This is a genomic window from Paraburkholderia madseniana (genome assembly GCF_009690905.1).
In the GTDB taxonomy this organism is placed as follows: Bacteria; Pseudomonadota; Gammaproteobacteria; order Burkholderiales; family Burkholderiaceae; genus Paraburkholderia; species Paraburkholderia madseniana.
In genome coordinates this window covers 1-26,284 of the sequence record NZ_VOSW01000074.1, presented here as the reverse complement: position 1 = coordinate 26,284, position 26,284 = coordinate 1, and the positions used below count along the sequence as shown (strand labels likewise).

Here is a 26,284-nt window from a genome sequence, read left to right as displayed (position 1 = left end):
TAAATGTCCTCTCAGAACCTCGAAATGTTGCTAGCGTTTGTGCAGAATAGATTCAAATGCATCGACCCGTGTCAACATTGCGACTTGCTTGAGCTGTAACCGAATTTTCACAGCGAGCATCCGCAATTCATTCAGAGCCATTACTCATGGAAATCGTATTTCCTACCCCCGACGCGGTCTCGTTTGAAGACGGGCACGCGGTATTCGACGCCATCGTAGACGGCGAGCTTGTGAACTGCCTGGTCACAGAAGGTGCCTTAAGTGCAGCTGCGCTAGTGGACCACGTTATCCCGAGGAAAGAGGCGTTCTATATCGGTCGGTCGGTGATTTTTGAGGCTGTTTCGAGAGTCCTCAAAGCCTCTCCCGGGGTACCCGTGGTGCTTACGTGGGCCGACCTGACGATGGCATCTGTCTCCGCATCATAGCCGCTGGTTCTTAAGCCGTACCGAGAGCGAAGTCCGGTCATGCTCCCGCGGGAACGTGGCCGGTTCTCACCGCTTCAGGTCAGTGCATATAGCCAGCGGCTACATCGGCCAGAGCCTTTGTAAAGCGATCGAACATTTCATTGATTTCTTCTTCCGTGATGATAAGAGGAGGAGAGAATGCGCAACTGTCACCGCCGGCCAGCGTGCGGCAGATCAGGTGATACTTCTGCTCGGCACGTTCCTTGAGTGCTTTCGCAAAAGAGCCCTTGGGGTTAAACGGGGTCTTTGTCTTCTTGTCGACAACGAACTCGACCGCACCCATCAGTCCAATCGACCGTACATCGCCAACAAATGGCAAATCGCGCAGCACATCAAGGCGTTTTGAGAATGTCTGGGCGACACGAGCAACGTGGGCTTCAATCCCGCGTTCTTCAATCAATTCCATGACCTTCAACGCGACCGCACAACCTACAGGATGACCCGCATACGTAGTCCCGTGTCCGAACCACCCAAGATTTGCGCTTCCAAGCTCAAGTCCTCGATAGATCTCATCAGACAGCACGATCGCAGCGAGTGGCTGATATGCTGAAGTTAGCCCCTTGGCAAGCGTCATGGTATTCGGTGTCATACCCATCGACGTCGAGCCCCAGTATTTCCCTGTGCGGCAGAAGCCCGTGATGACTTCGTCCGCGAGGAATAGAACGTCATAGCGCTTCAGAATTTGTTGAACGCCTTCGTAATAGCCGGCCGGAGGGATCACCACACCACCTGCGCCGGTCACAGGTTCCGCGATGAACGCAGCGACTGTATCCGGCCCCTCCTGCAGAATCTTCTCCTCAAGCTCCCCGCAGAGGCGTGCGGCGAAATCTGCTTCAGTTTCTCCGGACAATGCGTTGCTAAACGCCTTTGGATCGGACACGTGCAGCACGCCTGGCAAGGGCAAATCGAACCCGGCATGATTGGCGGTAATCCCGGTGAGGCTGGTTGCCATTAGCGTGGCGCCGTGGTAACCATTGACGCGCGCAATGATCTTCTTTTTCCGTGGGCGCCCGATTGCGTTGTTATAAAACCGAACGATTTTCACAAGGAAGTCGTTCGCCTCCGAGCCGGATAGACAGAAATTAACTTTCGCATTCTTGATTGGGACACGTGTCGCGAGCCGCTCTGCAAGATCGATGGCCGGGTGCGTCGTCTTGAATGCTACTGAGTGGTAGTAGGGTAGCTTTGCGAATTGCTCGTTTGCCGCATCCATGAGAGCCTGTTCACCGAATCCCAACGAGGCGCACCACATGCCTGCGGCGCCTTCGAGATAGGGCGTACCTTTTTCGTCGAATACCCACACGCCTTTGCCGCCAGTGATAACGGTTGATCCATTCTCGCGATGAGCGTTCAGCTCAACGAACCCGTGGAGCGTGTGTTCGATGTCGCGAATTGCTGCTGGTGTTTTGGTCATGGTGGAAGGTGTGTCTAACTACACAAGAGGAAAAGCGTCCGGAACCAGGGTTCGGGACGCTTATCAGAGAAGACGGTGTTTACACGCTGGCAGAATAGCGCCAGATGTCGAAGACCTGCAGTGGATAGCCCGGGCGTGTGGACCTCTTACGTGGTTGTCGCTTCACGGGGCCGAAACACTTCGAAAACAGCCGGGAGCTCGTCGGCCTGATGACCGCTCGCGCTGGCTTTTTCGAGGTAGTCCACGAAGAGTTGAAGAAGCCTGTGTTCGACGCCGGCAGACTTCGCGCGGTTGAGCAGCGACCTCACGCCCAGCATGTGCACATGAACAGACGCTTCCGTTCCAGCATACTCATGCCTGGATATACGATCCGTGCAGTATTCAAAAGTCTTATCGATGACAGGCCTGAATGCGTCAAGTGCGTGCTTCAGCGTCTCGGGCGTTACGTGCTCAGCCATCATCATCCCAGCGCTTTGCATGAAGCCGATTGCCGACGCGTAGTAGATGGTCAGCAGTCCCCCATCGAGAACGCTCGCCGCGCCAGGCTGTTCGCCCACGTACGTGAAGCGACCGCCCAGAACCTTGAGTGCCTGCGCATGGCGTTCGTAGACAGCCTTTGAGCCGGAGGCCAGTAGCAAGCACTCATTCGACCCGACCGCGACTGGGTAGTCCATGACGGCGCCGTCGAGATACTGAATGCCTGCGTCAGCGGCCCATTGAGCGGAACGCTCCGCGTCGGCGCGCGTGCCGGTGGTCAGTTGCATCAGTGTCCTTCCTTTCAGCAACGGTTCTACATGGCGTTGCTTGAGCAGGCCGTCGCTCGTCGCGTAGTCGGCCACGCACACGATGATGAGGTCGCTGGCAGTAACGGCCGCCTCGATGTCCGGCGCCAGTTCGGCGCCTTGCTCGACGAGCGGGGTCGCCTTGCCAACTGAACGATTCCAAACCGTGACCCGAGCGTCCGTTTTCAGGTATGCGCGCGCCAGCGCCGCACCCATTTGCCCAAGCCCGATGACTGATACGTTTAGCTTGTCCATGCACCCTCGCAGAAATATGCACTATCACGACATGTGATGCACAAACTGTATCGGCACCGGCGACGGCCAGCCATGTGAGCGGCGGCCAATACGCTTGTCCGAGCGGGGGGGAGATCGTTTCGGGAAGGCGGCTATATGCCACCCGCGTCGCAAGGACGGCGGTCAATCACAGCGAACGGGCGCCGGACGCATCTCGGCGCGCTGCAATCAACTGCAAGCAGGGTGGAGAGAATCTCCGAAGTTACATCACACGATCTGATCGCTCGAGCAGTCAACGATGTCCACAATTCACAGTCATTGAGGCCTCGGCACACCTTTTCGTCGAATTTCGGCGGAATTAGTCTGATGGTGAGCGCAGTTGGAGTCGTCGTCACGGGTAGGGCGATTGGCGTTGTCCGAATTACTCATCGATTTTCGACTTCCTGCCCTTATTTTGACTGTAGTCTTTCGTGGTTCAGATCCACGAAAGACTGCTTTGCCTGCGGAAGGCGCCGTAGGGGCAAAACACCACGCGACGACGAGTATGGCCAGCGAGAGCACGAAGACCGAAGAATTTGGGAGCGGAAATGGATATGGCAACATCAGGCGTTGAGGTCTCGTCAGAGATGAGCGACCGTGGGATCCAGTTGAATCAAGACCTCGTCAATCAGTTGAACGAGATGGTGGAGGGCGAGCACGCCAACTCAGAATGCTGGGGATCCAGTCGTCCGATGCTGGTTGAAGGTCTGCTCTGGATCGCCTTGGGGGCGGTCCTCTGGGTAGTCACTCTATATATTGCTGCATAGGAGATCTACCATGACCGAATCCAATCAGGGACACGCGAACAGTGTCGAGCAAGAGGCGCTCTCGGGTCGCCTTCCTGTTCTGGCGAACGAACGCATCTACGGGAGTTACGGCTCGTTTATGTGGACGTGCTGCGCATTTAGCGCTGCGACATGGGCCTTTCTCATCGGAGGCTTTTTGCCGTACGTCGGAGACTGGCGCTTGGGCGTTATGGGCTACGTCATCGGCCTTGTTATAGGAATGGCAATCGTGTCACTCGCTTCGGGCGTTCCTTCCTACAAGTATGGGACCGACGTTATCGATACGGCCAAGTCGTGTTTTGGATACCGCGGCATGGTGGTCCCGTTGCTTGGCCTCCTCGCGACACTGATTGGCTGGTCTTATGTCGTTGAAGCCTTGACATCGCGCGGGGCCGCGAATATCGCAGTGTCAGTGACCGGTTCGGGCGCAACGGGTGGGACTCATGAAAGGCTGGTGATAGTGGTGGCGCTTGCGTCACTGATCCTTGTATGGCTGCTGGCATGCAAAGGGCCGAAGTTGTTCGAACGCCTCAATGGCTATATCGGGCCGATGCATATGCTGATCACGCTGATGATGTTCGGCATCCTGATTCATCGGTTTGGCTTGCATTCGCTCTGGACGAACCAACTGCCTGCTGACAAGATGCTGACGCATGACAAGACTCGTGGTCTTGCCTTGGCGGTTGAATTCGGCATGTCGAATGCCATGACATGGTGGCCAGTGATGGGCGGTCTGACGCGGCTCGTGAAGCGCCGGGCCCACATCATGGGGCCGGCGGTCATCGGCGTAGGGTTGATGGGAGCGGCCTTCGTTTCATCGGTTGCAGCGCTTGCGGCCGTTAGCGCCGGTACGCACGACCCGACGATCTGGATGATCTCCCTTGCCGGGCCAGTACTGGGTAGCGCTACGATGACGGTGGTCCTTGCTGCAAACATAGCGACCATGGTGGTGATGATTTACCTTGCCGGTGTTTCGATTCAGCAAGTCAAGTTTTTCGCCCAAATCAAGTGGGAAGTTCTGTTGGCACTCATGCTCATTCCAGGGGTTTACTTTGCTTTCCGAACGGAGTGGTTGCTGTCCGAGGTCATGAGCTGGCTTTCGTATAACGGCGTGATGTTTGTCGGTGTGACCGGCATTATGTTGGTCGACTACTTCTTTCTCCGGCGGGAGCAACTGGACCCGGCCCATCTGTTTGCCATCAAGGGAGGCAAGTACGAGTTCTGGGGTGGTGTGAACTGGATTGCCGTCGTCATTACCGGGCTCTCGACCTGGGGATACCTGTTGCTCTACAACCCGGTGACATCGGACTCGAGTGAGCCGTTCAAGTATTTGGGTGCGTCCATCCCCATGGTTGTGTTCTCGGGGCTTGCATACTTTATCGCGGTTAAAGTCATTATTATTCCGTTGCATAAGGGCGGATACGGCGCGGGTGCACGAACGATGAGCAAGGCAACACTGGTTCAACAAATCGACGACGGAGCCGTAACAGTTGCCTTGTAGTGCTCATACAGGCTGTTCCTGTCTATGCCGGATTGACCTGTTCAGATGCTGGATCTAATGAGCTCAAGGAGATTTCGTCTGCTGAATTGCGAGCCAGCCTTCAATCGGCCAGTGGTTTGGACTGAGACGTACCAGTGTCGCTTGCAACGCCTGCTTGACCAGTGACCGCCTGTTGCGTCAAAAATCCACTTCGTGATCTTTTAATGTGCCCATGGCATTTACCAGGGGTCTTCCCGCCAGTCGGCCTTGCAGCAACCAAGAGGAATGTGTCGCTGCTTCGAACCAGTGCACACCCCGCGCCGACACTCAAGGATCTTTGGTGGCGGCGGATCTTGGTGATCGACTCTTGAGTTGATAGACCGTTGCGCCGTTGAGCACCGCACGTCCGCCTGAGCGCAACGTGTTTCACAGGGCAGATCCGATATGTTAGTTTTGTGAAATGTCAGCGGGAGGTAGCCCCGTAACCGGCCGTCAGTGAAAACCCTACGACGCGATGCCGGCTGGGCGGGACCGTGTTTGAACCTCTATGTTTCCACGCGCTAGCCTTTGTTTGAGCGGAGAGGTTCGGATGTTGCACAACCGAAACGAAGTCGATGGGCTTAGTGAAGCAGAAGACCCTGCTCCGAAGGACGAAGAGATTACGACAGAACTCTTCATTCGCATTCATGCGCTCGAGAGCCCGGAACACCTTGCCTCGGAATGTGCACAGTCCGCGCGCGGTGTGCTGACGGAAAGCTTCCTGTGGATTCTGGCGGGTATCGCTCTCTGGGTTCTCGCCATACATTTTCTTGTCTAGGGGCGCGGAATGGGCCAGGTTGAAGATGCGGTGGGCGCAACAGCAAAGCGCGAAGCACTCGCGGGGCGCTTACCACTGCATGCCAGTGAGCGGCTGTACGACAGTTACTTTTCGTACATGTGGACGGGTGTCACATTTGCCGCAGCCACCTATGCTTTTCTGATAGGTGGAGCGCTGCCGTTCGTTGGAAATACTAGGCTTGGCATTGCCGGTTTTATTGTGGGGCTAATTTTCGGTGTAGTTCCGGTCCAGCTTAGTATGGGAATGCCTTCATTCCGCCTCGGTATCGATGGGATTGAGGTTGTCAAAACTTCGTTTGGGACGCGCGGCGCCGTCCTCCCGTTGGTTGGGAGTCTGGCGTCAGCAACTGGCTGGACATACGTGATTTTTGCGCTGACCGGCCGGGGCGCGGCGAACGTGATCCAGACTGTAAGGGGGGGAGGGGCGGCGCCGAACGAAGCTTTGGTTGTCATTGTGGCACTCGTAACGCTTCTCGGAACCTGGGTCGTAGCGAGCAAGGGGCCCCGAATGTTTGAGCGCGTCGCGAACTACATATCCCCGGGTCATTTGCTGATCACAGCGGTGATGCTTGGCCTGTTGATCGTGAAATTCGGGCCGTCACTTTGGAACACCAATGTCCCAGCCTCTGAAGCGTTAACCACTAATCCCAAGATGTCCTTCGCGTACGCCCTGGAGTTTGGGTTCGCTACGGGACTCGGCTGGTGGCCATTCGCTGGCGGGCTCGCGCGCCTGGTAAAGCGACGCTCGATTATGATGGGGCCCATGGTGCTGGGTACCGGCGTTATTGGATCGGGTTTCCTTGCCTGCGTCGCCTCATATGCAGCAGTTACTGCGGGAACGCCTGATCCAACGATCTGGATGATTCAGCTCGGAGGCAAGTACATCGGTACTGCCATCATGACCTTTGTTCTGTTCGCGAACATCGCAACCTCTGTAATACTGATTTACCAGGCAGGCGTATCAATCCAACAGATTAAATGGTTCGCGCTGATTCGATGGCACTGGCTTGTGGCCATTCTTCTACTTCCAGGCGTTTGGGTTGCATTCCACACCGAATGGACTCTGAAAGAAACCATGACTTGGCTTGCCTATAACGGCACAATTTTCTCTGGCTTCACGGCGATTTGCTTTGTCGACTATTTCATCTTGCGCAAACAGGTGCTTAGCGCCTCTCACATCTTCACCCACTCACCACTCGGTAAATACTGGTTTTGGGGCGGAGTCAACTGGATTGCCGTTGTAGTATCGGTGGCCGCCATCGTAATCTATACGTTACCATACGATCCGATCTCTCTCGCAGTCAAGCCGTGGTTTCGGTTCTTGGGCGCAGGGATTCCCGCTACAATCCTAAGCGCGCTCGCATACTATGTGTTAATGCGCGTGCTTGTTCTGCCGACGGGGAAGGGCGGATACACGGCCCGCGTCGGCGTCGACGGCGCTGTTTTGCCGGAGGAAGAAGTGCCGCGTCTCAGCCTGTGATGTTGCCTGTTCCTGCTCGAACCCGGCTGGGTTCGGGCGGTCCTGCCTACCTCTCTAAGCCGCCGTCTGAAGCAACTCGAAGCGTTGCGCGGCGTGCGGCACGGCGACGGGCGCTGCCCTCGGCACAGCAACTTTCGCGACCGACGTCGCACGATATTGACGCGGAGCCTGACCGGTCCAGCGCTTGAATGCGTGGCTGAAGTTCGCGGCATCGCTGTAGCCGAGCTTTTCGGCGATGACCTCCGTGGTCAAACCAGTCGACGCGACATACCGGATGGCCAGTGTCTTGCGCACATCTTCGAGCAACTGGCTATACGACGTATTCATCAGGTCGAGACGGCGGCGAAGCGTGCGGGCTGACATGCACAACGTGCTCGCCACCTCTGGCAATGTTGGAATTGCAGTGGAGGCATTCGCGAGAATCGAACGTACGCTGGACGCAAGGTCGACATGGGTACTTTGGGTTTCGAGGAGCTGATCGCACGCTTCGAGACAGGCTCTATGGGTGCGTGGATTGGCTTGCGACAGCGAGTGGTCAAGCCACGCAGCGTCAAAGCGGATTTGAGCGACGGTGTCTTTGCCGACGTCGTTGCAACCCAGCAAAGTGCCGGCTCTGCTGTGATGCTCGGCACACGAGGAGAGCAAGCGCACGCACGATGGTTGGAAGTGCGGAATTTGTAAGTCTCGAAGGAACGTCAGGACCTTCACTAGCTCGAATTCGACTGAGAATTCAGTCTCGTCAATGCTCAGCCCGCTCGGTTCGATGAAGCGCAGAATCGCTGTGCCTCCCTCGACTGAAAGCGTGGGGCCGCATTTCAAGTTGAGCAGCGGCGCATATTCACGGGCCACGGTGAGCGCTTCGCGCAACGTCGCGCTGCTCCAAAGTGCATAGCCAACAATGCCGAAGGCGGTCAGGTGCGCGCGCGAGCCTGCGCGCAGGGCCATCAGGCGGTCACCAGTAAGACCTACGGCGTTGCTCAGAGCAGTGACGTGTTGCTGCATTGATGTCCTGCACTTCCCTTGGAGCAAGGCGGCCGGCGAGAGCCCAGTTCCCTCCAGCGTTGCGGATGAGGGAATGCCGGTGGCCGTTGCTGTATCAGCAATCAACGTGATTTCCGCAGGGTTTAGCGCAGCGAACGCGATAGCCGAATCCATATTTTGCCTTTCCATGTTTGCTCCCGGGCGCTAAAGGTGCAGGTGTCGTGAGGCACTCCAATTGCGGCGTAGCTCATGACCAATATCTGGTTGTATGACCTAATTTTAGAAGTTGAGTGACCAACAAATCAAGGCAAAAAATAAAAACCGAACCCAGTAGAATCCCTTATGGGATGGAGTTTTAGCGCTCCGATAGTGCGCATGATGCGCTCCATCTTGGTGCACTATCGGTCGAACGAATTGTTGGCAAGATCATCGTAAGCTGGTGTTTTGACCTATAATGTCGACTAGATAACGAAGGGTGCTTTGTGGGGGACGTACACGTGCAAGAGAAGTTAGCTGCGCGCGCCGGCGCGATGAAGGTGCAGGGTGAGGCGATTGAGGCCGGTTCGGTGCAGAGGCGCAACCGTGAACGTCGGATCGGCGACATTCTGGTAGCCGCCACGGAGATTTTTCGTGACGATGGCTATGCGGGCTTTACGACGCGGAAGGTCGCGGCGAAGGCCGGTCTCACGCTGAGCAACCTCCAGTACTACTTTCCGGATAAAGATGAACTGCTGTCCATCATCATCAAGAACTTCCTGCAGGGCTTTCTCGATCAGTATCTCTGCATCGCGAATCGTAGCGGCGCGACGGCGCAACGGCGGTGCGCGGCGCTTATCGAGCAAATTTTCGAGGATATCAACGAGCCCAACGTAGAGAAGTTCCTGTTCGAAACGTGGGCTTTCGCGCAACACGAGTCCTATGCTTCTGCTTTGGTCGAGGGAGCCTACGCTGCATATCGGGATATTTTCGCAGGATTGTTGTCCGAGATTAATCCGACGCTTTCGGCTGACGAATGCAAGGCGCGCGCGCTGGTGCTCACGGCGCAGGCCGAAGGCATGATGATATTCGCCGCTCGCAGTGACGATTCAGAGAAGGATTATGAGGAATTCGCGCGAACGACCAAACGGAGCGTCAAAACGGTCGCAGGCCTGACGGCCACAACGCTTGCGATTGAGCTACGTGATGATGCGCATTCTGTGGCAGCACTTACATCGGCTCTGGCAGCCACGGGTGTTCGGGAGGGCCTGTTCGGTTCCGAAAAGCACATGCGGCGCGGCCGCTATGAGATTGCTGTTCGGCAGAGTGGCTCGGAACCGAGCTATCTTCGTCCGACGATGCAGAGCCGCAAGCGGGAGGCGAAAATCAATGAAATTATCGCTGCAGCAGCGAATGTTCTGGCCTCGGAAGGGTATGGGAACTTTACGCTAGCGCGTATAGCCAAGGAAGTCGGAATTCTCACGTCGGGTCTGCAACACTATTTTCCGACACACGACGACCTCCTTAGCTCGACAATTAATGCGCTCTTCTCCGCATACTACGACCGCTGGTCGGAGATGAGCCTGCCGAGGGACAAGCCCGCGATTGAGCGGCTGTGCGAGATCATCGAGGACGTATTTGAGGAGGCATGCGACCCACGTGTGTGCCGCTTTTCGTTCGAGATGTTTGCCTTGGCTGAGCACTCGGCCATCACTCACAAGCTGCTCAGCAAGTCCTACGCTGAGTACCGTCAGATTTACGTCAATCTTGTGCGGGAAATTGACCCTGTAGCGTCCGGCCGTGAATGTCTGGCCCGCGCAACTCTCATCGCGGCGCAAATCGAAGGGTTAATAGTTTATACATACAGCGCGGGCCGGCAAACACCGGGCCTGGATATGGTGCTGCGGCTGTTCAAGGCAATATCTGTTGAAATTGCTCGTGGTTCAACGGGAAAGGGCAAAGAGATCGTTTCCTAGTCACTTTCGACAGTCCGGTACGTGTGTTAAACGGCACGGTCACTTGACCGTAGGGCACATGTTAAAAGCCATCCGCGTCAGATAATCTTCTGACAACCAACACGATTGGGACGCATCGCGCAGAGGTTGTAGCCGCGAAGTCTTGGTGCCTCATCTCATGGCGCGGAAGTTAGCCGCGCTTTGCCCGGCAATGAAAACAACGAACCATATCGACGCAACTGGCCAGCTCGCACCGGCCAGTCGCGGCGACGAACTCGGCATCCTGCGCAGCATCACCGACCGACTCAATGGTTTCCTGTACCGCTGCATGAATGATGCAACTTATTCGGTGCTGTATGTCACTCCTTCAATCGAGACATTGACCGGGTACGCATCGTCAGAATTTTTCGGGGAGCACCCGAGGACGATGACGTCTTTGCTCGACCGTGAGGACGCCGTTCACATGGAGAGTATGGTCAACAAAGCTCTGTCGAGGCAGGAGTCCTGGACCATTGATTACCGCCTGAAGACCAAGGATCGTGGCTCCGTCTGGATACACGAGGTTGGTGGAGGGGTCTTTGGGGAGAACGGTGAACTTCTGTTCATCGAAGGGCTGGTGCTGGGGGTTGAGGGGGAGCGTGCAGCCGAGTTGAAGAAGCAGGAGCGCCTCATGGCGCTCACCACGGAGACGAACGGCATCCTCTCGGATGCTGATGACATCCTCACCACCATCAAGACGTTGTCGCTGCTGTCTTTCAATGCGCGTGTCGAAGCCGCGAGAGCCGGCGAAGCCGGTCGCGGTTTCGCTGTCGTGGCCAGCGAAATGAAGCGGCTCGCTGACGGAACCGATCGACTTGCAAAGGGTATCGCGACCAGGGTGAGCCGCGTTCGGGCGGCGATGGCCAACTGAACTCTGTGAATACACATGAGCTCGCTATGAGGTCACGCTAGCATAGGGCGATGGACCGCAATGCACTCCATGATTGGCCTGCCAGCGACTTCTTTTGGCCGTTCTTAACCTGTTTCGTCATACGTGGGGACCTATCATCGGATGCATTGCCCGTTGCGGTACTACTGCCAGGGGATTTTGCAATTTCGTTGAACGGTGAGAAGGACAGGCTACACATGAACATCACGCGCGCCGCTAACGTCATGCTGACGGACCCGTCACATACACGGCTTGAGTACGCTCCGGAGTTTGCCCATGGAAGCGCGTACGTCAACGGTACTTTTTGCTCGATCGACGAGGCAAGCGTGCCGATTACCGACGGCGGTTTCATGCAGGCAGACGCGGCATATGACGTTGTCAGTGTTAGCAAGGGCTTCTTCTTCCGGCTGGAAGACCATCTCGAACGCTTCGAGAGCGCGTGCAAGAAATTCTATCTGCGCAGTCCTTACGATAAGAACGAAACGACCGAGATTCTCAACAAGCTTGTAACGCTCGCTGGTACGCGCGAAGCATATGTCTGGTGGGCGGTCACGCGCGGGCCGACGCCTGCGAAGCGAACGGATCCGAACAGCTACAACAATCGGTTTTATGCTTTCGCTATTCCATATCGCTTTATCGCAAGCGATGAGCAGCGCGAGCGCGGTCTGGAGTTGCTGGTCAGCAAGCGCTACATCCGTATTCCACCGGATTCCGTAGATCCCACGGCAAAGAACTTCCTTTGGATGGACCTGAAGCTTTCACTTTTCGAAGCGGGAGAACAAGGGCGCGAGTGGACGGTGTTATGTGACGCGCAGGGCAACCTGACCGAGGGCCCGGGGGTAAATATCTTCTTCATCAAGCACGGCGAATTGTTCACGCCGGACTCTGGCTGTCTTGAGGGTATTACCCGGAAAACAACGCTCGAACTGGCGGCGGAACTTGGCATGCCTGTTCACGTCAAGCCGGTTACTGCCGACGAACTGCGCGACGCTGATGAAGCGTTTATCACTTCAACTGCTGGCGGCATCATGCCGGTTAACAGTGTCGACGGGATCATCCTCGGTGGAGAAAGCGGACCGGGCGCATTGACCACGAAACTGCACAACCTTTACTGGTCCAGGCGTTGGGACGGTTGGCTGGGCACCAAGGTTAACTACGGAGAATGACGGCACAGGCGGCCTATCGATTTGGCTTCCGCCTGACGCCACCGGGACGCGTCGACAGCGGCGCTCAATTCCCAGATGCCCTGCGCGTTTTAGATCCCGCCTGTCTGCAGGCTGTGGCGTTACGCGCGGAGTAGCCTCAGTGCCGATGACGATATGCGTCATTGGGCAAATCAGATATTCATCCATTGACATCGGGAATCGCACATTCGCGATTCGATCCGTTCGGTTTGGCTGGCGTGATTCTCTGTAATTGGCCATTCGGCGGGGAATTTTGGCCTGCTCAAACCTGTGCTGTTACGCAGCTACTGCATAACATTTTCCAAATTCTGGGCGGTTACATCGCTTCGGATTCGCGAGCAATGGCAACGCAAGACTGATGTCGCCGCACACCTCAACACCCTTGGCAGGAGCTTTCACGAATGACTTTGAAATTGCAGAACCGCGTCGCCGTGGTCACCGGCGCCAGCTCAGGAATTGGTCGTGCCATCGCTCTTGTGCTTGCGAAGGAAGGTGCGTCGGTAGTGTGCTCCGACATCCGTAAGTCGGCGAACGCGGACGGTTACGAGCCGGACCTCGACATCGATACAGATGACCTCATCGTGCAGCGTGGCGGTGCAGCGCAATTTGTTCCCTGCAACGTCACCAAGTCAAAGGAAGTGCAGGCGCTGGTAGTCGCGGCTGTTGAGAAATTTGGCCGGCTGGACGTGATGGTCAACAACGCAGGTGTCGCGTTCGATTTCGCGACCGTCGTAGAGGAACGCGAAGAGGACTTCGACACCACCATGGCCGTCAACGTCAAAGGGGTATGGCTGGGCTGCAAATACGCCATCGAGCAATTCATGAAGCAGGAGCCGATCAAGATGACCAATGGCGGTGAGGTTCGCGGCCGGGTCGTCAACATGGCATCGATGGCCGGTCTTGTCGGTCTCGCGAAGGAGCCGGCGTATTGCGCGTCGAAGGCGGCGGTGGTCGGGCTTACGAAGGAAATCGCCGTGGACTTCGCCGAGCAGCGAATCAATGTCAACGCGATTTGCCCGGGCTTCCTCGCGACCTCCATGGTGCGTTCAGCGCTCGAAGATGAAGCGATCAGAAAGTGGCTGCATGGTCTTACGCCATGGCCACGTCTGGGAACGGTTGACGACGTGGCGAAGGCCGCATTGTTCCTTGCGTCGGACGACGCGGAATGGATGACGGGCTCGATGCTCACCCTCGACGGCGGATTTGTCGCACGCTAATAAGCCGCTCAAACAATTCGTGAATCGGGAGCAGATGTGAATCGACTTGAAGGCAAGGTGGCAATCGTCACCGGGGCAAGCTCGGGCATTGGCCGCGCAATCGCCGTCCAGTATGCAAAAGAAGGCGCGAAGGTCGTCGTTGCAGACCTGCATGAAGGTCGGAATCAGGGTGGTTTCGAAGCTGCAACGTCGGCGACGACTGTCGAAGAGATTGAGAAGAGCGGAGGTGCAGCCTTCTTCGCGACGTGCGATGTCAGCAGACAGCAGCAGGTGGCCGATTTGGTGAGCGTTGCCGTCCAGCGGTTCGGCACTCTGGATGTGATCGTGAATAACGCGGGCATTTACCGGTCAGGAAAGCTCGTTCACGAGTTCGATGAGAAGGACCTCGATGCGTGCTGGAACGTGAATCTGAAGGGCACCTGGTTCGGTTGCCAGGAGGCAATCAAGGTCTTCCTCGGTAAAGGCGGCGGCACTATCGTCAACATCGTTTCGACGGCGGGTCTTGGCGGACATCCAAAGCAATCGGTCTACAACATCTCGAAGGGTGCTGTATCGAGCTTGACGAAGTGCGTCGCGATTGAATACGGCCGAAACGGAATTCGCGCGAACGGCATTTGTCCGACTTACGCGAAGACATCGATGACGCGTGGTCACTTTGATGACGACGACTACATGAATGCCTTCGCGAACTCCATTCCGTTGAAACGCTGGGGCGAAGTCGATGATATCTCGAATCTGGCGGTGTTCCTCGCCAGCGACGAGTCAGGTTACATCCACGGCGCACTCATTCCGGTCGACGGCGGGGAGACGCTCTGCCGCTACTCAGTGGAAGACGAATAGTCGGGACATGCAAGCTATGCCTTGGTTGCAGCACCGGCCAAGGCCATTTATTACACAAATCGCAGCTCTAGCGCACGGTGTTTTCCCTGCGCGCGGGTTTCTCGAATCGCAGTTCGAGGGTTTAAGACTGGAGACGTTGTATGAAGAGCCATCTCGATGTCATCATTTTGGGTGCGGGTTTTAGCGGAATCGGACTTGGTGTCAAGTTGCTGGAAGCAGGCAAACGGAATTTCGCGATTCTTGAGCAGGCCGATGATATCGGCGGCACGTGGCGCGACAATACTTACCCGGGCTCAGGTTGTGATACCGAGTCGCACCTGTACTGCTTTTCGTTCGCTCTGAACCCGACTGTGAGCCGTGTGTACGCGCGCCAGCCGGAGATTCTGGCGTACATGCAGCGCATCGTCGACGACAATGGTCTCCGTCCGCATATTCGGTTGGGAACGAGGGTTGCGTCGGTGAAATGGGATGACGAGACTCTGATGTGGAATGTTGCTCTGGCCGACGGCAGTGTACTGACGGCGCGCAATTTCGTTGCTGCGTGGGGCCAGCTCAACCGTCCGCAAACTCCGGTCATCGAAGGACAGGACGCGTTCAAGGGTGTCCAGTTCCACTCGGCGCGCTGGAGGCATGACGTCGATCTGAGCGGCAAGCGTGTTGCGAGCATTGGCAATGCTGCGAGCGCCGTTCAGTACATCCCCGAAATCGCCCCCGTTGTTGGGCACCTCGACGTCTTCCAGCGCAGTCCGAACTGGGTTGTTCCCAGAATGGACCGTCCGTACACGGACAAGGAAATCGAGGACTACTGCACCATCCCGAACTTATTTGCCACTCACCGCGAAGAACTGTTCGAATGGCGTGAGACGACCTTTCTGCGCATGAAGCAAGGCAGCGCGGAGGCTGAGGAACTTGAACGCATCGCGATGGAGCATTTGCAAAATCAGGTGCCGGACCCTGAACTGCGTAAAAAACTCACTCCTGACTATCCGCTCGGTTGCAAGCGGATTCTGCGTACAGATGACTATTTTCCGGCAATCGTCCGCGAGAACGTTTCGCTGATCACGTCAGGCGTCTCTCGCATGGAGCCGGAAGGCATTGTCACTGAGGATGGCGAATTGCATCCGGTCGACGTCATCATCTATGGCACTGGATTCGAAACACAGTCTTTCCAGGGACCTGTCGAGGTTGTCGGGCGTGAAGGGCACAGCCTCCGCGATACCTGGAAGGACGGCGCTTACGCGTACCTTGGCATGTGTGTGTGCGGGTTCCCGAACTTCTTTGTGATGTATGGTCCCAACACCAATCTGGGTCATAACTCGATTCTGTCGATGCTTGAGGCCCAGTTCGGTTACGTTGTTCAGGCTTTGGCCGCGCAGGACGAACTTGGCGTTGAGGCGTTGGAAGTACGGCCGACCGTAGTCTCGCGCTTCAACGCCGAACTGCAAGGCGAGATGGATGACGCCGCGTGGTCGGGTGACTGCAACAGCTGGTACAAGAATGCCACAGGGAAGGTTATCAATAACTGGTCTGGCACGGTGCAGCAATATCATGACAAGACTCGCCGTTTTGTTAGCGATGAGTTCATGATCCTGTCCGTTTCTGAGACTGCCCGCGAGAACTAATATATTGAGGGGGGCGAGGCTCCCTTGAACCTTCAAAGCGAGGAGACCCATGAGTCTGGATCGAGACGTCCTAGCCTATCTGGACCTGGTCGAGCGGGCGAAACGACCGCCGCTGCACCAACTGCCCGCGCCGGAAGCGCGCGCCGCATACGCATTGGGGTGCGAGATGAACGGGCTGCCGCACGATGAGTTGGTAGCGACGGCGGACGTTGTTGCGCATACGTCAGTCGGCCGGATTAACCTTCGTTCATACTGGACAAATGAAGACACTGAACGGCCTCTCGCGGCAGGGCTCGTCTTCTTCCACGGCGGTGGTTGGGTCGTCGGCTCGCTGGACACGCATGATTCAATTTGCCGTGAACTTGCTCGCGCGTCGGGCTGCCGCGTAGTGGCGGTGGATTACCGTCTGGCGCCTGAGCACCCATTTCCAGCCGCTATCGACGACGCAATCGCTTCGTACCGGTGGATTGCCCAGAACGCAGAAGGACTTGGCATCGACTCTTCCCGTTTGGGTGTCGTTGGCGACAGCGCGGGAGGCTTTCTCGCGACGTTCGTCGCTCTGTCCGCACGTGACTACGCCGAAGAGATCCGACCGAAGCTGCAATTACTGTTCTATCCCGTAACTGACCTCACCGTTGAGTCAATAGGCTATTCGCGCGTTGCGTCCGGGTTGCCCTTCACGTCTGCAACCATGCGCTGGTTCCGCGACCACTATGTGCAGCACTCTCTGGGCGCAGACGATATCCGCCTCGCACCGTTGAATGCTCTGGACCTGACCAGCTTGCCCGATACGCTGATCGTCACATCGGGTTTCGACCCGTTGTGTGAAGAAGGCGCGGCATACGCGCACCGATTGCAGGACGCTGGCGTGCGTGTCAACCATCTCCATCTCGCTGACCAGATTCACGGCTTTCTCACGCTCGGCCTTCGTATCAACGCGGCGAGAACCGTGCTCGGCTGGGCGGCAGCCTATGCGCGACAGAAATTGAACGCGGTCGACGTCTAGCACCGGCGCCTTCGCTGTATTCGAAATATCAAGAGGTATGCGTGAAGCCCTTTTCGTTTGAAACCACTCCATTCATTCGCTGTGGCTCCGGTATCAGCAAGGATGTTGCAGCAATCGTCGCGCCGACGCTTGGGCAACGAGTTCTCATCGTCACTGATGTGGGTCTCCGTAAAGTAGGCCTGCTTGGCCCGATGGAAGAGAACCTCCGCGCTGCTGGAATCGAAGTCTGCGTTTACGACGACGTCGCCGCGGATCCACCTGAGGCAAACATCCTCGGCGCCGTCGAACTGGCGAAGGAGAAGGGAGTGACCGGCGTGCTAGGCATCGGCGGTGGCTCTCCTATGGACGTTGCGAAGGTCGCAGCTCTGCTTGCCGGCAACAAGGGCGCCCTCAGCGACGCATATGGCGTGCGCGTTGCAAAGGGCCCGCGGTTGCCATTGGCGCTCATTCCGACGACTGCGGGCACGGGTTCAGAAGTCACACCGATCGCCATCGTTACAACCGGCGAATCCGAAAAGAAGGGAATCGTTTCTCCGCTTCTCCTGCCGGATATCGCCATTCTCGATGGCGAACTGACCTTTGGCCTTCCAGCAGCAGTGACTGCGGCGACCGGCATCGACGCTATCGTGCATGCGGTCGAAGCCGTCACGTCGGCATCTGCAAACAACAATCTCATCTCGAAGACGCTCGCCATTCAAGCTTTGCGATTATTGGGAGCGAACATTCGTACGGCGGTGTTTGACGGCAGGAACGCAGCCGCTCGCAATGCAATGTTGCTCGGCTCCTGTCTCGCGGGGCAGGCGTTCGCGAATTCTCCAGTGGCCGCGGTGCATGCGCTCGCCTATCCGGTCGGTGCGCGCTATCACGTGCCGCATGGTCTCTCGAACGCGCTCGTTCTTCCGCACGTTATGCGCTTCAATGTGAGTCACGCCGACGGCTTATATGCGGAACTGGCTTGTGAGCTCTTTCCAGCGTTGTCCCGTTCTCCCGCGGCAGAGCGCGCATCCTTGTTGATTGAGCAACTGCAGGCATTGAGCCGCGAATTGTGTGTGCCGCAGCGTCTTCGCGACGTCGGTATCCCAGAGGACGCGCTCACAACGCTGGCATCCGATGCGATGAAGCAGACTCGCCTGCTGGTCAACAATCCTCGCGAGCTGACTGAGCGGGACGCGCTGGCTATCTATCAGGCCGCGTTCTAAAGGCCTTGTTCGAGACCAACGTCTCACACGACTCTATTTCAGGTTGAATCATCATGTTGAATACACGGTTTGCTGCCTCAGTCGCTCTGAAGGACGAGAGCCTTGTCAAAAATACCTGCTTCATCAATGGCGAGTGGGTCGGTGCGGACAACGGCGGAATCATCCAGGTCACGAATCCTGCTACCGGCGAAGTGTTGGGCATCGTACCGAAGATGGGGGCCAACGAAACGCGTCGCGCCATCGAAGCCTGCGAGAAGGCATTGCCTGAGTGGCGAGCGAAAACGGGTAAGGAGCGCGCTGCCATTCTGCGGCGCTGGTACGAACTCATGCTCGAGAATCAGGACGATCTCGCTGTCATCATGACCGCCGAGCAGGGCAAGCCGCTCGCTGAGAGCCGGGGCGAAATCGGCTACGCAGCGTCGTTTCTCGAGTGGTTCGCGGAAGAAGGCAAGCGTGTCTACGGTGACACCATCCCCGGTCACGCCCGCGACAAGCGAATCATCGTCTTGAAGCAGCCGATCGGCGTGTGCGCTGCGATCACACCGTGGAACTTCCCCGCGGCAATGCTGACACGCAAGATTGGTCCGGCGCTCGCCGCCGGCTGCACGATGGTCCTGAACCCCGCCAGTCAGACGCCGTTCTCGGCGCTCGCACTGTGCGTCCTGGCCGAGCGGGCCGGCATGCCGAACGGCGTCATCGCCTGCGTAACGGGGGCGGCCAGCGCTATCGGCGGTGAACTTTCGAGCAATCCCACGGTACGCAAGCTGTCCTTTACCGGGTCTACCGAAGTCGGCAAGGTTCTACTGGCACAGTGCGCGACCACCGTGAAGAAAGCGTCGATGGAGCTTGGTGGCAACGCTCCTTTTATCGTATTCGATGATGCAGACCTTGATGCGGCAGTGAAGGGTGCAATCGCTTCCAAGTATCGCAATGCAGGCCAGACCTGTGTCTGCGCCAACCGTCTGCTGGTGCAAGACGGCGTCTACGACGAATTTGTGGAGAGGCTGTCCCGCGAGGTATTGAAGTTAACGGTCGGCAATGGACTGGAGAATGGAACACTTATCGGGCCGTTGATTGACTGTAACGCGGTCGCGAAAGTCGAGGAACACGTCGCGGACGCTATCGCGAAGGGTGCGAAGGTTGTGGTCGGTGGCAAGAACCATGCTGCCGGCGAGAACTTTTACGAGCCAACCATCCTTTCAGGCACGACACCTGACATGCTCATCTTCCGCGAAGAGACGTTCGGCCCGGTCGCGCCTGTGTTCCGGTTTTCGACGGATGAAGAGGCTATCGCGATGGCCAACGATACCGAGTTTGGTCTCGCGTCCTACTTCTATAGCCGTGACATTGCGCGCGTCTGGAAGGTCGCCGAAGCGCTTGAGTATGGAATCGTGGGTATCAACGAGGGTCTGATTTCAACAGAAGTAGCACCATTTGGTGGTGTGAAAGAAAGCGGCTTGGGCCGCGAAGGCTCGAAGTATGGCATCGAAGACTACCTCGAACTGAAGTACCTCTGTATCGGTGGTGTGCAGTAAGCAGGTTCCACTCTCGAACCGGGGCTGGTGCGGTTTGCCAGCCCTTTCAATAACCCGGCGCTCCCGACGAAGGGATCGACGCGGTATGCGCCTCGTGGGAAGCGGTGTCGGGTTAATGCGATCAATTGCATATCCTGGCTCGTACTTATTAAGAATTTCAATGCTCTTAATGAGTGGCCCCGGGAGACCAAACCGTGTCCTGCTATCACATGTTCCGATTAAGTGCCGGCGTTTAAGCTAACGTTACTGCATGGAACATAAAGAATGCGAAAGAACAAAGGCAAGTGGATTCTGGAATGCCCTATGTATTTCAGCGGCACGTCGTTATACCCGAATCTTAAGATCGCGCATTCTTGTCCGCCGCGCAAGAGGGCAAATAGTCATTTGACATTTGAAATATGTGATTTTCTGGGCAGTCTGAGTCAGAAGCGAAGGTAACATGGCCTCGATATCAATCATATGATTTCAAGGATTTTCTCAATTCGTAGGGAAATTCGTTATGAGTATCATCCTTAATCACACGATGTTGCGGGTTCGTGATCCGCAAATTTCTGTACGGTTCTACCAAGAGCACTTTCATATGAAGATGGTGCGCCAGTTTGATTTTCCGGAGGGGCGGTTTTCGCTATATTTTCTGGCTCCCTCGGACTGCGATGAAAATTCTGGCGATTTGGACTGGATCCCAACGCAGAGGGGGCTCCTGGAGCTGACCCACAATTGGGGAACCGAATCCGATCCTGACTTTGCTGGCTATCACAACGGCAATAAGGATCCCCGCGGCTTCGGCCACATCTGCTTTTCTGTACCCGACGTCAATGTGTTTTGTGACCAGCTTCTTGAGAAAAATGTTTCGTTCGTAAAGCGGCCAAACGACGGATCGATGAAAGGTATTGCCTTTGTGGCAGACCCGGATGGCTACTGGGTCGAAATCATTGACAAGGAGTCGTTTACGCGCGTTGTGTCGTGAAGGGTAAGCGAGCCCGCACACAGTCTTTTCACTGGAAACAAGGAAACAGCCATGCCCCTCCAAAATATTGCCCCGCTTAACCCCGCGTTGATGGACACTCTGGTAAAACATAGTGATACTGAGGGTTGGTATCCTGATCCAAATGATCCTGAACGTTCCTTCACAAAGGTACTGTGGGCAGGTCACGAATCGGGACGACTCGCAGTATTGTTTCGCTGGTTGAAGGGATTCCAGGCGCCCCCGCACAAGCACATTGGAGCGTCGCACACCTGGATTATCAAGGGTAAGCTGAAAGTGCGTGATGCCACGCTGGAGGCCGGTGACTATGTCTACGAGCCAAATGGCATGATTCACGGTGCGACGACGGCACTTGAAGACACGGAGTACCTGTTCATCATGGAGGGTGCAATCCTCTTCTTCGACGATGATGGCATTCTTGGGTATGAGAGTTGGGAAGAGTACATTCGTCAATCGCAGACGGTGCCTCACCTTAGCGAGCGACGTGTATGAGTCGACAACATTAGTTGAAACCCATCTCATACGGAGTCGCAGGCAAAGTAGCTACCATAGCCAAGGCGACTCCGGACATGCCGTCCCGCGCCCAGTCCTCGACACTCCCACAACCCGGCCTGGATGCGGCGCCTTCCTCCCCCACTTCCGGCGGGTCCGAGCCCCGGCGCTGCGCCAGGCGTCCTAAACCTCATCGATCTAGCCGACAAGCAACATGGCAAAAAGCCTCGAATACATCCCGGTACCATTCTTTGAGGATAACTACGCGTGGGTAGTCACTGACGGTGCCTGCGCGATTGTCGTTGACCCTGGAGCGGCGGAGCCGATCGAGCTGTTCTGCAAGTCCCGAAATCTGGTCGTCACGGCAGTATTGCTTACGCACCATCATGGCGACCATGTCGACGGCGTTCGGACATTGCTGCGCTCGTGCGGACAACAGGGCACGCCAGTTTATGGACCTGCGCGGGAACCGATAGCGTGCGTTACCTGCCCGGTGGCCGATGGGTTCGAAGTCGAAGTGAGCGAACTAGATTTTCGTGCGACCGTCATTGCCACGCCGGGACACACGCACGGCCACATCGTCTTTTTCCAGCGTGGCGTCGATGGTCAGCCAGGCCATCTTTTCGCCGGCGACACCCTATTCGCCAGTGGCTGCGGCCGACTGCTCGAAGGCTCGGCTGAAGAAATGCTTGAATCTCTAGACGAGCTAGCTACCTTGCCGCCGTCTACGCTCCTGCATTGCGCTCACGAATACACACTGTCCAATCTGGAGTTCGCTCGCGTATGCGAACCCGGCAACGAGCACATCGGACGCTGGCAAGAGAAAGCAGCCGCGCTCCGTCTGGCGGGCCGACCGACGCTACCGACGACCATCGGCCATGAGTTGACCGTCAATCCATTCCTGCGCGCACAGCAGGATGAAATCCACGATGTGCTCATCGAACGCTTCGGTGTGCCAGTACCCCATCGGCTCGCTGCGTTCATACTTCTGCGCGCGTGGAAGGATCTGTTTCAGGGGGGGCTATCGGGAACTCGCGAACCGGTTGCCCTCTGTTTTTCTCAAATAGGGGAAACATCCTTATCCGTTTTGCCGCCATAGTTTCGAGGGTGCTTTTACCGGGGCAGGGTTTGATTGGGGGAGATTGAAACGCATCGCAGGCTGTTGCTGGCCGTCCCGCATCGCCGCCCGCGAAGAGGGTGTGATGGCCGCAAGGCGCAGGAATGTTCCCGGGATTTGCCCGCCGCCGGCGGCGACTTAGATTTGTCTGCAGACTAGCAAGTAGACTTATGATGAAGAAGTTGCAACAGTCGAACAAGATTCGCAAAGGTGCACCGGCTGGCGTTCATTGCGTCCCGCCTCGGCTCAACAAGAAGTTGCTTCTGCCCGTCGACAGGACATTTGCCACCAAGCTTTGCTTGACTCACCATCTGTCGTTGATGGCATGCCGCGGAGATGCTGGCAATGATTTCCTCATGAGTCAGCTGGTTCGGTCGCTGTATATGACCTACTTTCTGTGGCGTGATGGATTCGGGAAAGCCATGCCAAAGTTGTTCGAAGACGCGGAGGGCGCCCTTGAGAGCAATCGCTCCAAGGGGCGCAATTCAGGCGTATGGCGCATGGACTCCGAGTGCTTTGAGATTATCGGCAAGGTCCTTCTAGTTCATGACGACCAACTCGCTGCCGCTCCGCTCCACCGGATATTGCAGGCAGAAGCGAATGTCTATGGTTTCCTGCGGAGCTCGGATGGCTGCGACCTAATCCGCCTAAATCACAGGAACGTGAAATCCGCAGGCCTCTCCGCGTGAAATTGCCGGGCCACTCTCAGCGATAAGCGAGGCCGTGTTCACGCGCAGGCAAGCATCGTGCTGAATCGAAAAAGGTGTTGGCAATCTCGCTACGACAGCACCCGGTGCGAGCCGCGTCTTGGCCATAGAACACATATTTTTGGCCCGTGAGCACATGCTCGATCCTGGGACAGGAAACCTCAAGCTTCCCCATTCGTGCTTGGTCAGTCGCCCCTGGGCGGAGCGGTGTGATGCAGCAGTCGGCGCCATGTTCAAATGCCGCCAGGCGCGGCGCGCGGGAAACGCATCTAGGCGGGGGAGAGCGGTGCCAGAAAACGTCCCGCTGTTCAGTTCAACATACGACGTGTAGGTCGATCAGCCAATAAAAAAAATTCGTTGACTAAAAATTTCCATAATATATTAATACGACGATTAAACCGTTCCCTATTTAAAAGCCAGAGGGATTCCCAGAGGCAAGGGATTTTACTGATGTCGAAAGGCGAGTTTTTTCTTGGAAAGTAGGTCGTTTTGCAAGTAAAATTAGGTCAAACAACAAAAATAATGGTTCATGTTGGTCGTTGGGTGCTCTGCGCTTGACTTGATAACGCGTTGGGATCCATCGGCGCAAGGGTTAGCGGCAACAGCTGGGATTCGAGCACGACACCACTTACGACGCGATAAACACAGCAGTACGCGCGTCTAGTGATAGATGCGCTTGCGGGTTCAGTTGCTCTCAGCGCAGTTGCGCTTGATCGCGCGCGGGACTCGCGTCGACAGTCCTTCTGCAAGGACAGCGTGGTGCATTTTTGCAGAAGCATGCACGGCGCCAACATAGGCAAATGTGGTTGAAGGAGTAAGACATGGATACCGGCGAGAAGTCCCTGCGTGTTCTGGTCGACAAATGGCTTGCACCGACACCGGCTATGCCGGCTCGTGTTAGTCAATTCAGTCGCACGCGCCTGAATCGAAGGCGCTATGTCTGCGTTGAGGTATCGCGGCCGACGGGCTCGTTTGCCATTTTCTTCTTCTGGCACGGTGACGGCTCATGGTGCGTGTTCCCGCCTGAAGTCGACCGCCCGGCGATGCATGCTTACCCGCGCGCAGCGTGATCCGGTTCGCTGCGTAGGGATGTGGTCTTTCGCATCGTGGAGTTGAAGGGGACTCGCCCCCGGTTCACAATGGACGCAAAGTTTCGAGGTCTGCTTGCTTGGCTGTCCGGGACGGAAGGGGGCAGATATGAGCTTGAGGACGAGATTCTCATACTGGACGCCTTGATTTGTGTCCGCGTAGGGCGGTATCCGACGTCTGGAAGGCGATTCCGAACTAGCCAGCCTCGCGCAGGCACTGAGGACAGCGTTGAACGGCTTGGTGGAAGTCACGGAGAACCTCGCTCGAAATGCCGCGCTCGCGGCTGGGCCCGGCTACGGACTCTTCGAGGTGATATCGTGAATGACATTCAATCGTTGTTTAGTCTGGCAGGGAAGACTGCATTTATCAGCGGCGCCTCCGGCGGTATCGGACTTCACATCGCCCGTGTGTTGGCTCAGGCTGGCGCAGCGGTGGTGCTGGCGGCGCGGCGTGTCGACAAGGTGCAAGCCGAAGTCGCAAGTCTTCGCGGGGAGGGGTATCGTGCGTGCGGCGTAGCGCTAGACGTCATATCGCCGCAATCTATCACTCAGGCATGGCAGAGCGCGCAGGAGGAGATCGGTGCACCGATCGACATCTTGATCAATAACGCTGGCGTTCTGTATGCAGAGCGGTTTTTGTCCCAAAAGCTCGAGGATATCGAGAGAGTCTTCGACACAAATCTAAAAGGGGCATTCTTGCTGGCACAGAGAGCAGCGCAGAGTATGGTCGAATGTGGCGGCGGCTCGATCATTAATATCGCGTCGACTTCGGGCCTGCGTGCGGCCGGTCATCTGGCGAGCTACGGTGCTTCAAAGGCGGCTCTTATCCAGCTTACACAAACCATGGCTCTTGAACTTGCGCGTAAGGGTGTACGGGTGAATGCACTCTGCCCGGGAAACTTCCGAACGGAAATGCATCTTTCCTTTCAGGAAAATGGACTGGAGGGGAATATCCTGCAACGTATCCCAATGCACAAGATTGGTGAAGTGGACCAATTGGACGGCGCAACGCTCCTCCTGGCTTCAGGCGCGGGCAGCTATATGACCGGTGCTGTCGTCGTTGTTGATGGTGGTCAGACTTTGAGTTGGATGTGAGCGTTAAAGATGATATCTGCCGCCGGACCGACACAGAGTCGTCTCCGGAAGACTAACTACGGCAGCTCACGACTAGATTGGTGTTCGAAAAGCAGGGAGGTGTCAGGAATTTTGTGTGCTGAGGTCGGTTAAAAATCTCAGCTGATGGCGGCGGTGAACCGCTCGCCGAACAGAATGGCGAACTGATTGGCTGCTTGCCGCCAGGTAATAGGTGGCATCTTCCAATCCTTTTCGATGTTGCGCAAGGCCAGGTACAGCAGTTTGCTGGCGGCTTCGTCGCTGGGGAAGTGACCGCGAGCACTGGACCCATTTCACGCGGCACTTCGGGCCGTTGTCCGGGAGCGATCCGCAGATTCGCAATGCCGCCGAGCGTTACCTGCTGACGATTTTCGCGATGGGCTGCAATCTCGACCCGACCCAGGCGGCCCGCCATCTCGACTCGGATGTCACCGCGCACATGCTGTCGTTCGTCAACCGTCGGCACATGAGCCTGGACAAGCTCGAACCGCGCAGCGCGAGCTGATCGAACTGTACCTGCGGCTCGACCTGCCGAAACACTGGGGCGATGGCAAGACGGTTGCGGCCGACGGGACGCAGTACGATTTCTACGACAACAACCTGCTCGCGGGCTATCACTTTCGCTACCGGAAAATGGGTGCGGTCGCATACCGGCATGTCGCCAACAACTATATCGCGGTGTCCGCCGCTTTATCGTGACACCCATTAGTCGGCCGAAGTCAAGGTACGAGTTTAGCCATCGCCGGATTGCCGTGACGATGGTCATTTTCATCGTCACGGCAATCCGGCGAAATTCCTTCCGTTATCCTGTCTCGGCTGCCTGC

The 26,284-nt window shown here is 56.6% G+C and carries 23 protein-coding genes and 2 pseudogenes; 21 read left to right on the top strand and 4 right to left on the bottom strand.

Annotated elements, in window-relative coordinates; genetic code table 11:
• The first annotated feature begins 146 nt into the window (after nt 1-146).
• On the top strand, nt 147-425 hold the full coding sequence (locus FSO04_RS31465; RefSeq protein WP_154565504.1) for a DUF1488 family protein: 279 nt from the start codon (nt 147-149) through the stop codon (nt 423-425).
• Between the two features lie 79 nt (nt 426-504).
• On the opposite strand, the gene FSO04_RS31460 is transcribed toward FSO04_RS31465, so the two are convergent.
• Together FSO04_RS31460 and FSO04_RS31455 are read right to left on the bottom strand one after the other, a co-directional pair.
• Nucleotides 505-1,878 (bottom strand): aminotransferase, encoded by a 1,374-nt coding sequence (locus FSO04_RS31460; RefSeq protein ID WP_154565503.1) that lies wholly within the window; start codon nt 1,876-1,878, stop codon nt 505-507.
• A gap of 146 nt (nt 1,879-2,024) precedes the next feature.
• Nucleotides 2,025-2,915 (bottom strand): NAD(P)-dependent oxidoreductase, encoded by an 891-nt coding sequence (locus FSO04_RS31455; RefSeq protein WP_154565502.1) that lies wholly within the window; start codon nt 2,913-2,915, stop codon nt 2,025-2,027.
• Between the two features lie 566 nt (nt 2,916-3,481).
• Here FSO04_RS31455 and FSO04_RS31450 point away from each other — a divergent pair.
• The 4 genes from FSO04_RS31450 to FSO04_RS31435 all read left to right on the top strand — a co-directional run bounded on the left by FSO04_RS31450 (nt 3,482) and on the right by FSO04_RS31435 (nt 7,515).
• On the top strand, nt 3,482-3,700 hold the full coding sequence (locus tag FSO04_RS31450) for a hypothetical protein (RefSeq protein WP_154565501.1): 219 nt from the start codon (nt 3,482-3,484) through the stop codon (nt 3,698-3,700).
• 10 nt (nt 3,701-3,710) lie between these two features.
• Nucleotides 3,711-5,219: a cytosine permease gene (locus FSO04_RS31445; RefSeq protein ID WP_166618293.1), complete on the top strand. Its 1,509-nt coding sequence runs from the start codon at nt 3,711-3,713 to the stop codon at nt 5,217-5,219.
• A gap of 568 nt (nt 5,220-5,787) precedes the next feature.
• On the top strand, nt 5,788-6,015 hold the full coding sequence (locus FSO04_RS31440) for a hypothetical protein (protein ID WP_154565500.1): 228 nt from the start codon (nt 5,788-5,790) through the stop codon (nt 6,013-6,015).
• A 9-nt stretch (nt 6,016-6,024) separates the two neighbouring features.
• Nucleotides 6,025-7,515: a cytosine permease gene (locus FSO04_RS31435; RefSeq protein ID WP_154565499.1), complete on the top strand. Its 1,491-nt coding sequence runs from the start codon at nt 6,025-6,027 to the stop codon at nt 7,513-7,515.
• A 54-nt stretch (nt 7,516-7,569) separates the two neighbouring features.
• Here FSO04_RS31435 and FSO04_RS31430 read toward each other — a convergent pair whose 3' ends face one another.
• Nucleotides 7,570-8,670, bottom strand: coding sequence for an AraC family transcriptional regulator (locus tag FSO04_RS31430; protein ID WP_166618292.1), 1,101 nt, complete (start codon nt 8,668-8,670; stop codon nt 7,570-7,572).
• Nucleotides 8,671-8,993: 323 nt separating this feature from the next.
• Between FSO04_RS31430 and FSO04_RS31425 the strand changes: the two genes are divergently transcribed.
• The 15 genes from FSO04_RS31425 to FSO04_RS31355 all read left to right on the top strand — a co-directional run bounded on the left by FSO04_RS31425 (nt 8,994) and on the right by FSO04_RS31355 (nt 25,442).
• Nucleotides 8,994-10,448, top strand: a complete 1,455-nt coding sequence (locus tag FSO04_RS31425; RefSeq protein WP_154565497.1) for a TetR/AcrR family transcriptional regulator — start codon at nt 8,994-8,996, stop codon at nt 10,446-10,448.
• 190 nt (nt 10,449-10,638) lie between these two features.
• Entirely contained in the window at nt 10,639-11,337 is a 699-nt protein-coding gene (locus tag FSO04_RS48365) for a PAS domain-containing protein (protein ID WP_166618291.1), read from the top strand.
• Nucleotides 11,338-11,552: 215 nt separating this feature from the next.
• On the top strand, nt 11,553-12,521 hold the full coding sequence (locus tag FSO04_RS31415; RefSeq protein ID WP_154565495.1) for an aminotransferase class IV: 969 nt from the start codon (nt 11,553-11,555) through the stop codon (nt 12,519-12,521).
• 419 nt (nt 12,522-12,940) lie between these two features.
• A complete protein-coding gene (locus tag FSO04_RS31410) occupies nt 12,941-13,756 on the top strand; it encodes an SDR family NAD(P)-dependent oxidoreductase (protein WP_154565494.1) in 816 nt (271 codons plus the stop codon).
• 36 nt (nt 13,757-13,792) lie between these two features.
• Nucleotides 13,793-14,596 (top strand): SDR family NAD(P)-dependent oxidoreductase, encoded by an 804-nt coding sequence (locus FSO04_RS31405; RefSeq protein WP_168435915.1) that lies wholly within the window; start codon nt 13,793-13,795, stop codon nt 14,594-14,596.
• Nucleotides 14,597-14,736: 140 nt separating this feature from the next.
• Complete coding sequence (locus FSO04_RS31400; protein WP_154565493.1) at nt 14,737-16,218, top strand: flavin-containing monooxygenase; 1,482 nt, start codon at nt 14,737-14,739, stop codon at nt 16,216-16,218.
• Nucleotides 16,219-16,267: 49 nt separating this feature from the next.
• Nucleotides 16,268-17,224: an alpha/beta hydrolase gene (locus FSO04_RS31395; protein WP_154565492.1), complete on the top strand. Its 957-nt coding sequence runs from the start codon at nt 16,268-16,270 to the stop codon at nt 17,222-17,224.
• Between the two features lie 41 nt (nt 17,225-17,265).
• Nucleotides 17,266-18,423: an iron-containing alcohol dehydrogenase gene (locus tag FSO04_RS31390; RefSeq protein WP_168435914.1), complete on the top strand. Its 1,158-nt coding sequence runs from the start codon at nt 17,266-17,268 to the stop codon at nt 18,421-18,423.
• A 53-nt stretch (nt 18,424-18,476) separates the two neighbouring features.
• Entirely contained in the window at nt 18,477-19,958 is a 1,482-nt protein-coding gene (gene gabD, locus FSO04_RS31385) for an NADP-dependent succinate-semialdehyde dehydrogenase (protein ID WP_154565490.1), read from the top strand.
• A gap of 499 nt (nt 19,959-20,457) precedes the next feature.
• Nucleotides 20,458-20,925 carry a lactoylglutathione lyase gene (gene gloA, locus FSO04_RS31380; protein ID WP_154565489.1) on the top strand — a complete coding sequence of 156 codons (468 nt, stop codon included), beginning with the start codon at nt 20,458-20,460 and terminating at the stop codon, nt 20,923-20,925.
• Between the two features lie 51 nt (nt 20,926-20,976).
• Nucleotides 20,977-21,435 carry a cupin domain-containing protein gene (locus tag FSO04_RS31375; RefSeq protein WP_154565488.1) on the top strand — a complete coding sequence of 153 codons (459 nt, stop codon included), beginning with the start codon at nt 20,977-20,979 and terminating at the stop codon, nt 21,433-21,435.
• 214 nt (nt 21,436-21,649) lie between these two features.
• Nucleotides 21,650-22,534 carry a hydroxyacylglutathione hydrolase gene (gene gloB / locus FSO04_RS31370; RefSeq protein WP_154565487.1) on the top strand — a complete coding sequence of 295 codons (885 nt, stop codon included), beginning with the start codon at nt 21,650-21,652 and terminating at the stop codon, nt 22,532-22,534.
• A gap of 188 nt (nt 22,535-22,722) precedes the next feature.
• Nucleotides 22,723-23,241 (top strand): hypothetical protein, encoded by a 519-nt coding sequence (locus tag FSO04_RS31365; protein ID WP_154565486.1) that lies wholly within the window; start codon nt 22,723-22,725, stop codon nt 23,239-23,241.
• An 839-nt stretch (nt 23,242-24,080) separates the two neighbouring features.
• On the top strand, nt 24,081-24,329 hold the full coding sequence (locus FSO04_RS31360) for a hypothetical protein (protein WP_154565485.1): 249 nt from the start codon (nt 24,081-24,083) through the stop codon (nt 24,327-24,329).
• 336 nt (nt 24,330-24,665) lie between these two features.
• Nucleotides 24,666-25,442, top strand: coding sequence for an SDR family NAD(P)-dependent oxidoreductase (locus FSO04_RS31355; protein ID WP_233465040.1), 777 nt, complete (start codon nt 24,666-24,668; stop codon nt 25,440-25,442).
• A 137-nt stretch (nt 25,443-25,579) separates the two neighbouring features.
• Here FSO04_RS31355 and FSO04_RS47120 read toward each other — a convergent pair.
• Nucleotides 25,580-25,741, bottom strand: a pseudogene (locus FSO04_RS47120) (IS256 family transposase); the annotation flags it as partial.
• Here FSO04_RS47120 and FSO04_RS31350 point away from each other — a divergent pair.
• Nucleotides 25,738-26,141, top strand: a pseudogene (locus FSO04_RS31350) (Tn3 family transposase); the annotation flags it as partial. The pseudogenes FSO04_RS47120 and FSO04_RS31350 sit on opposite strands and share 4 nt — an antisense overlap.
• Nucleotides 26,142-26,284 lie beyond the last annotated feature (143 nt).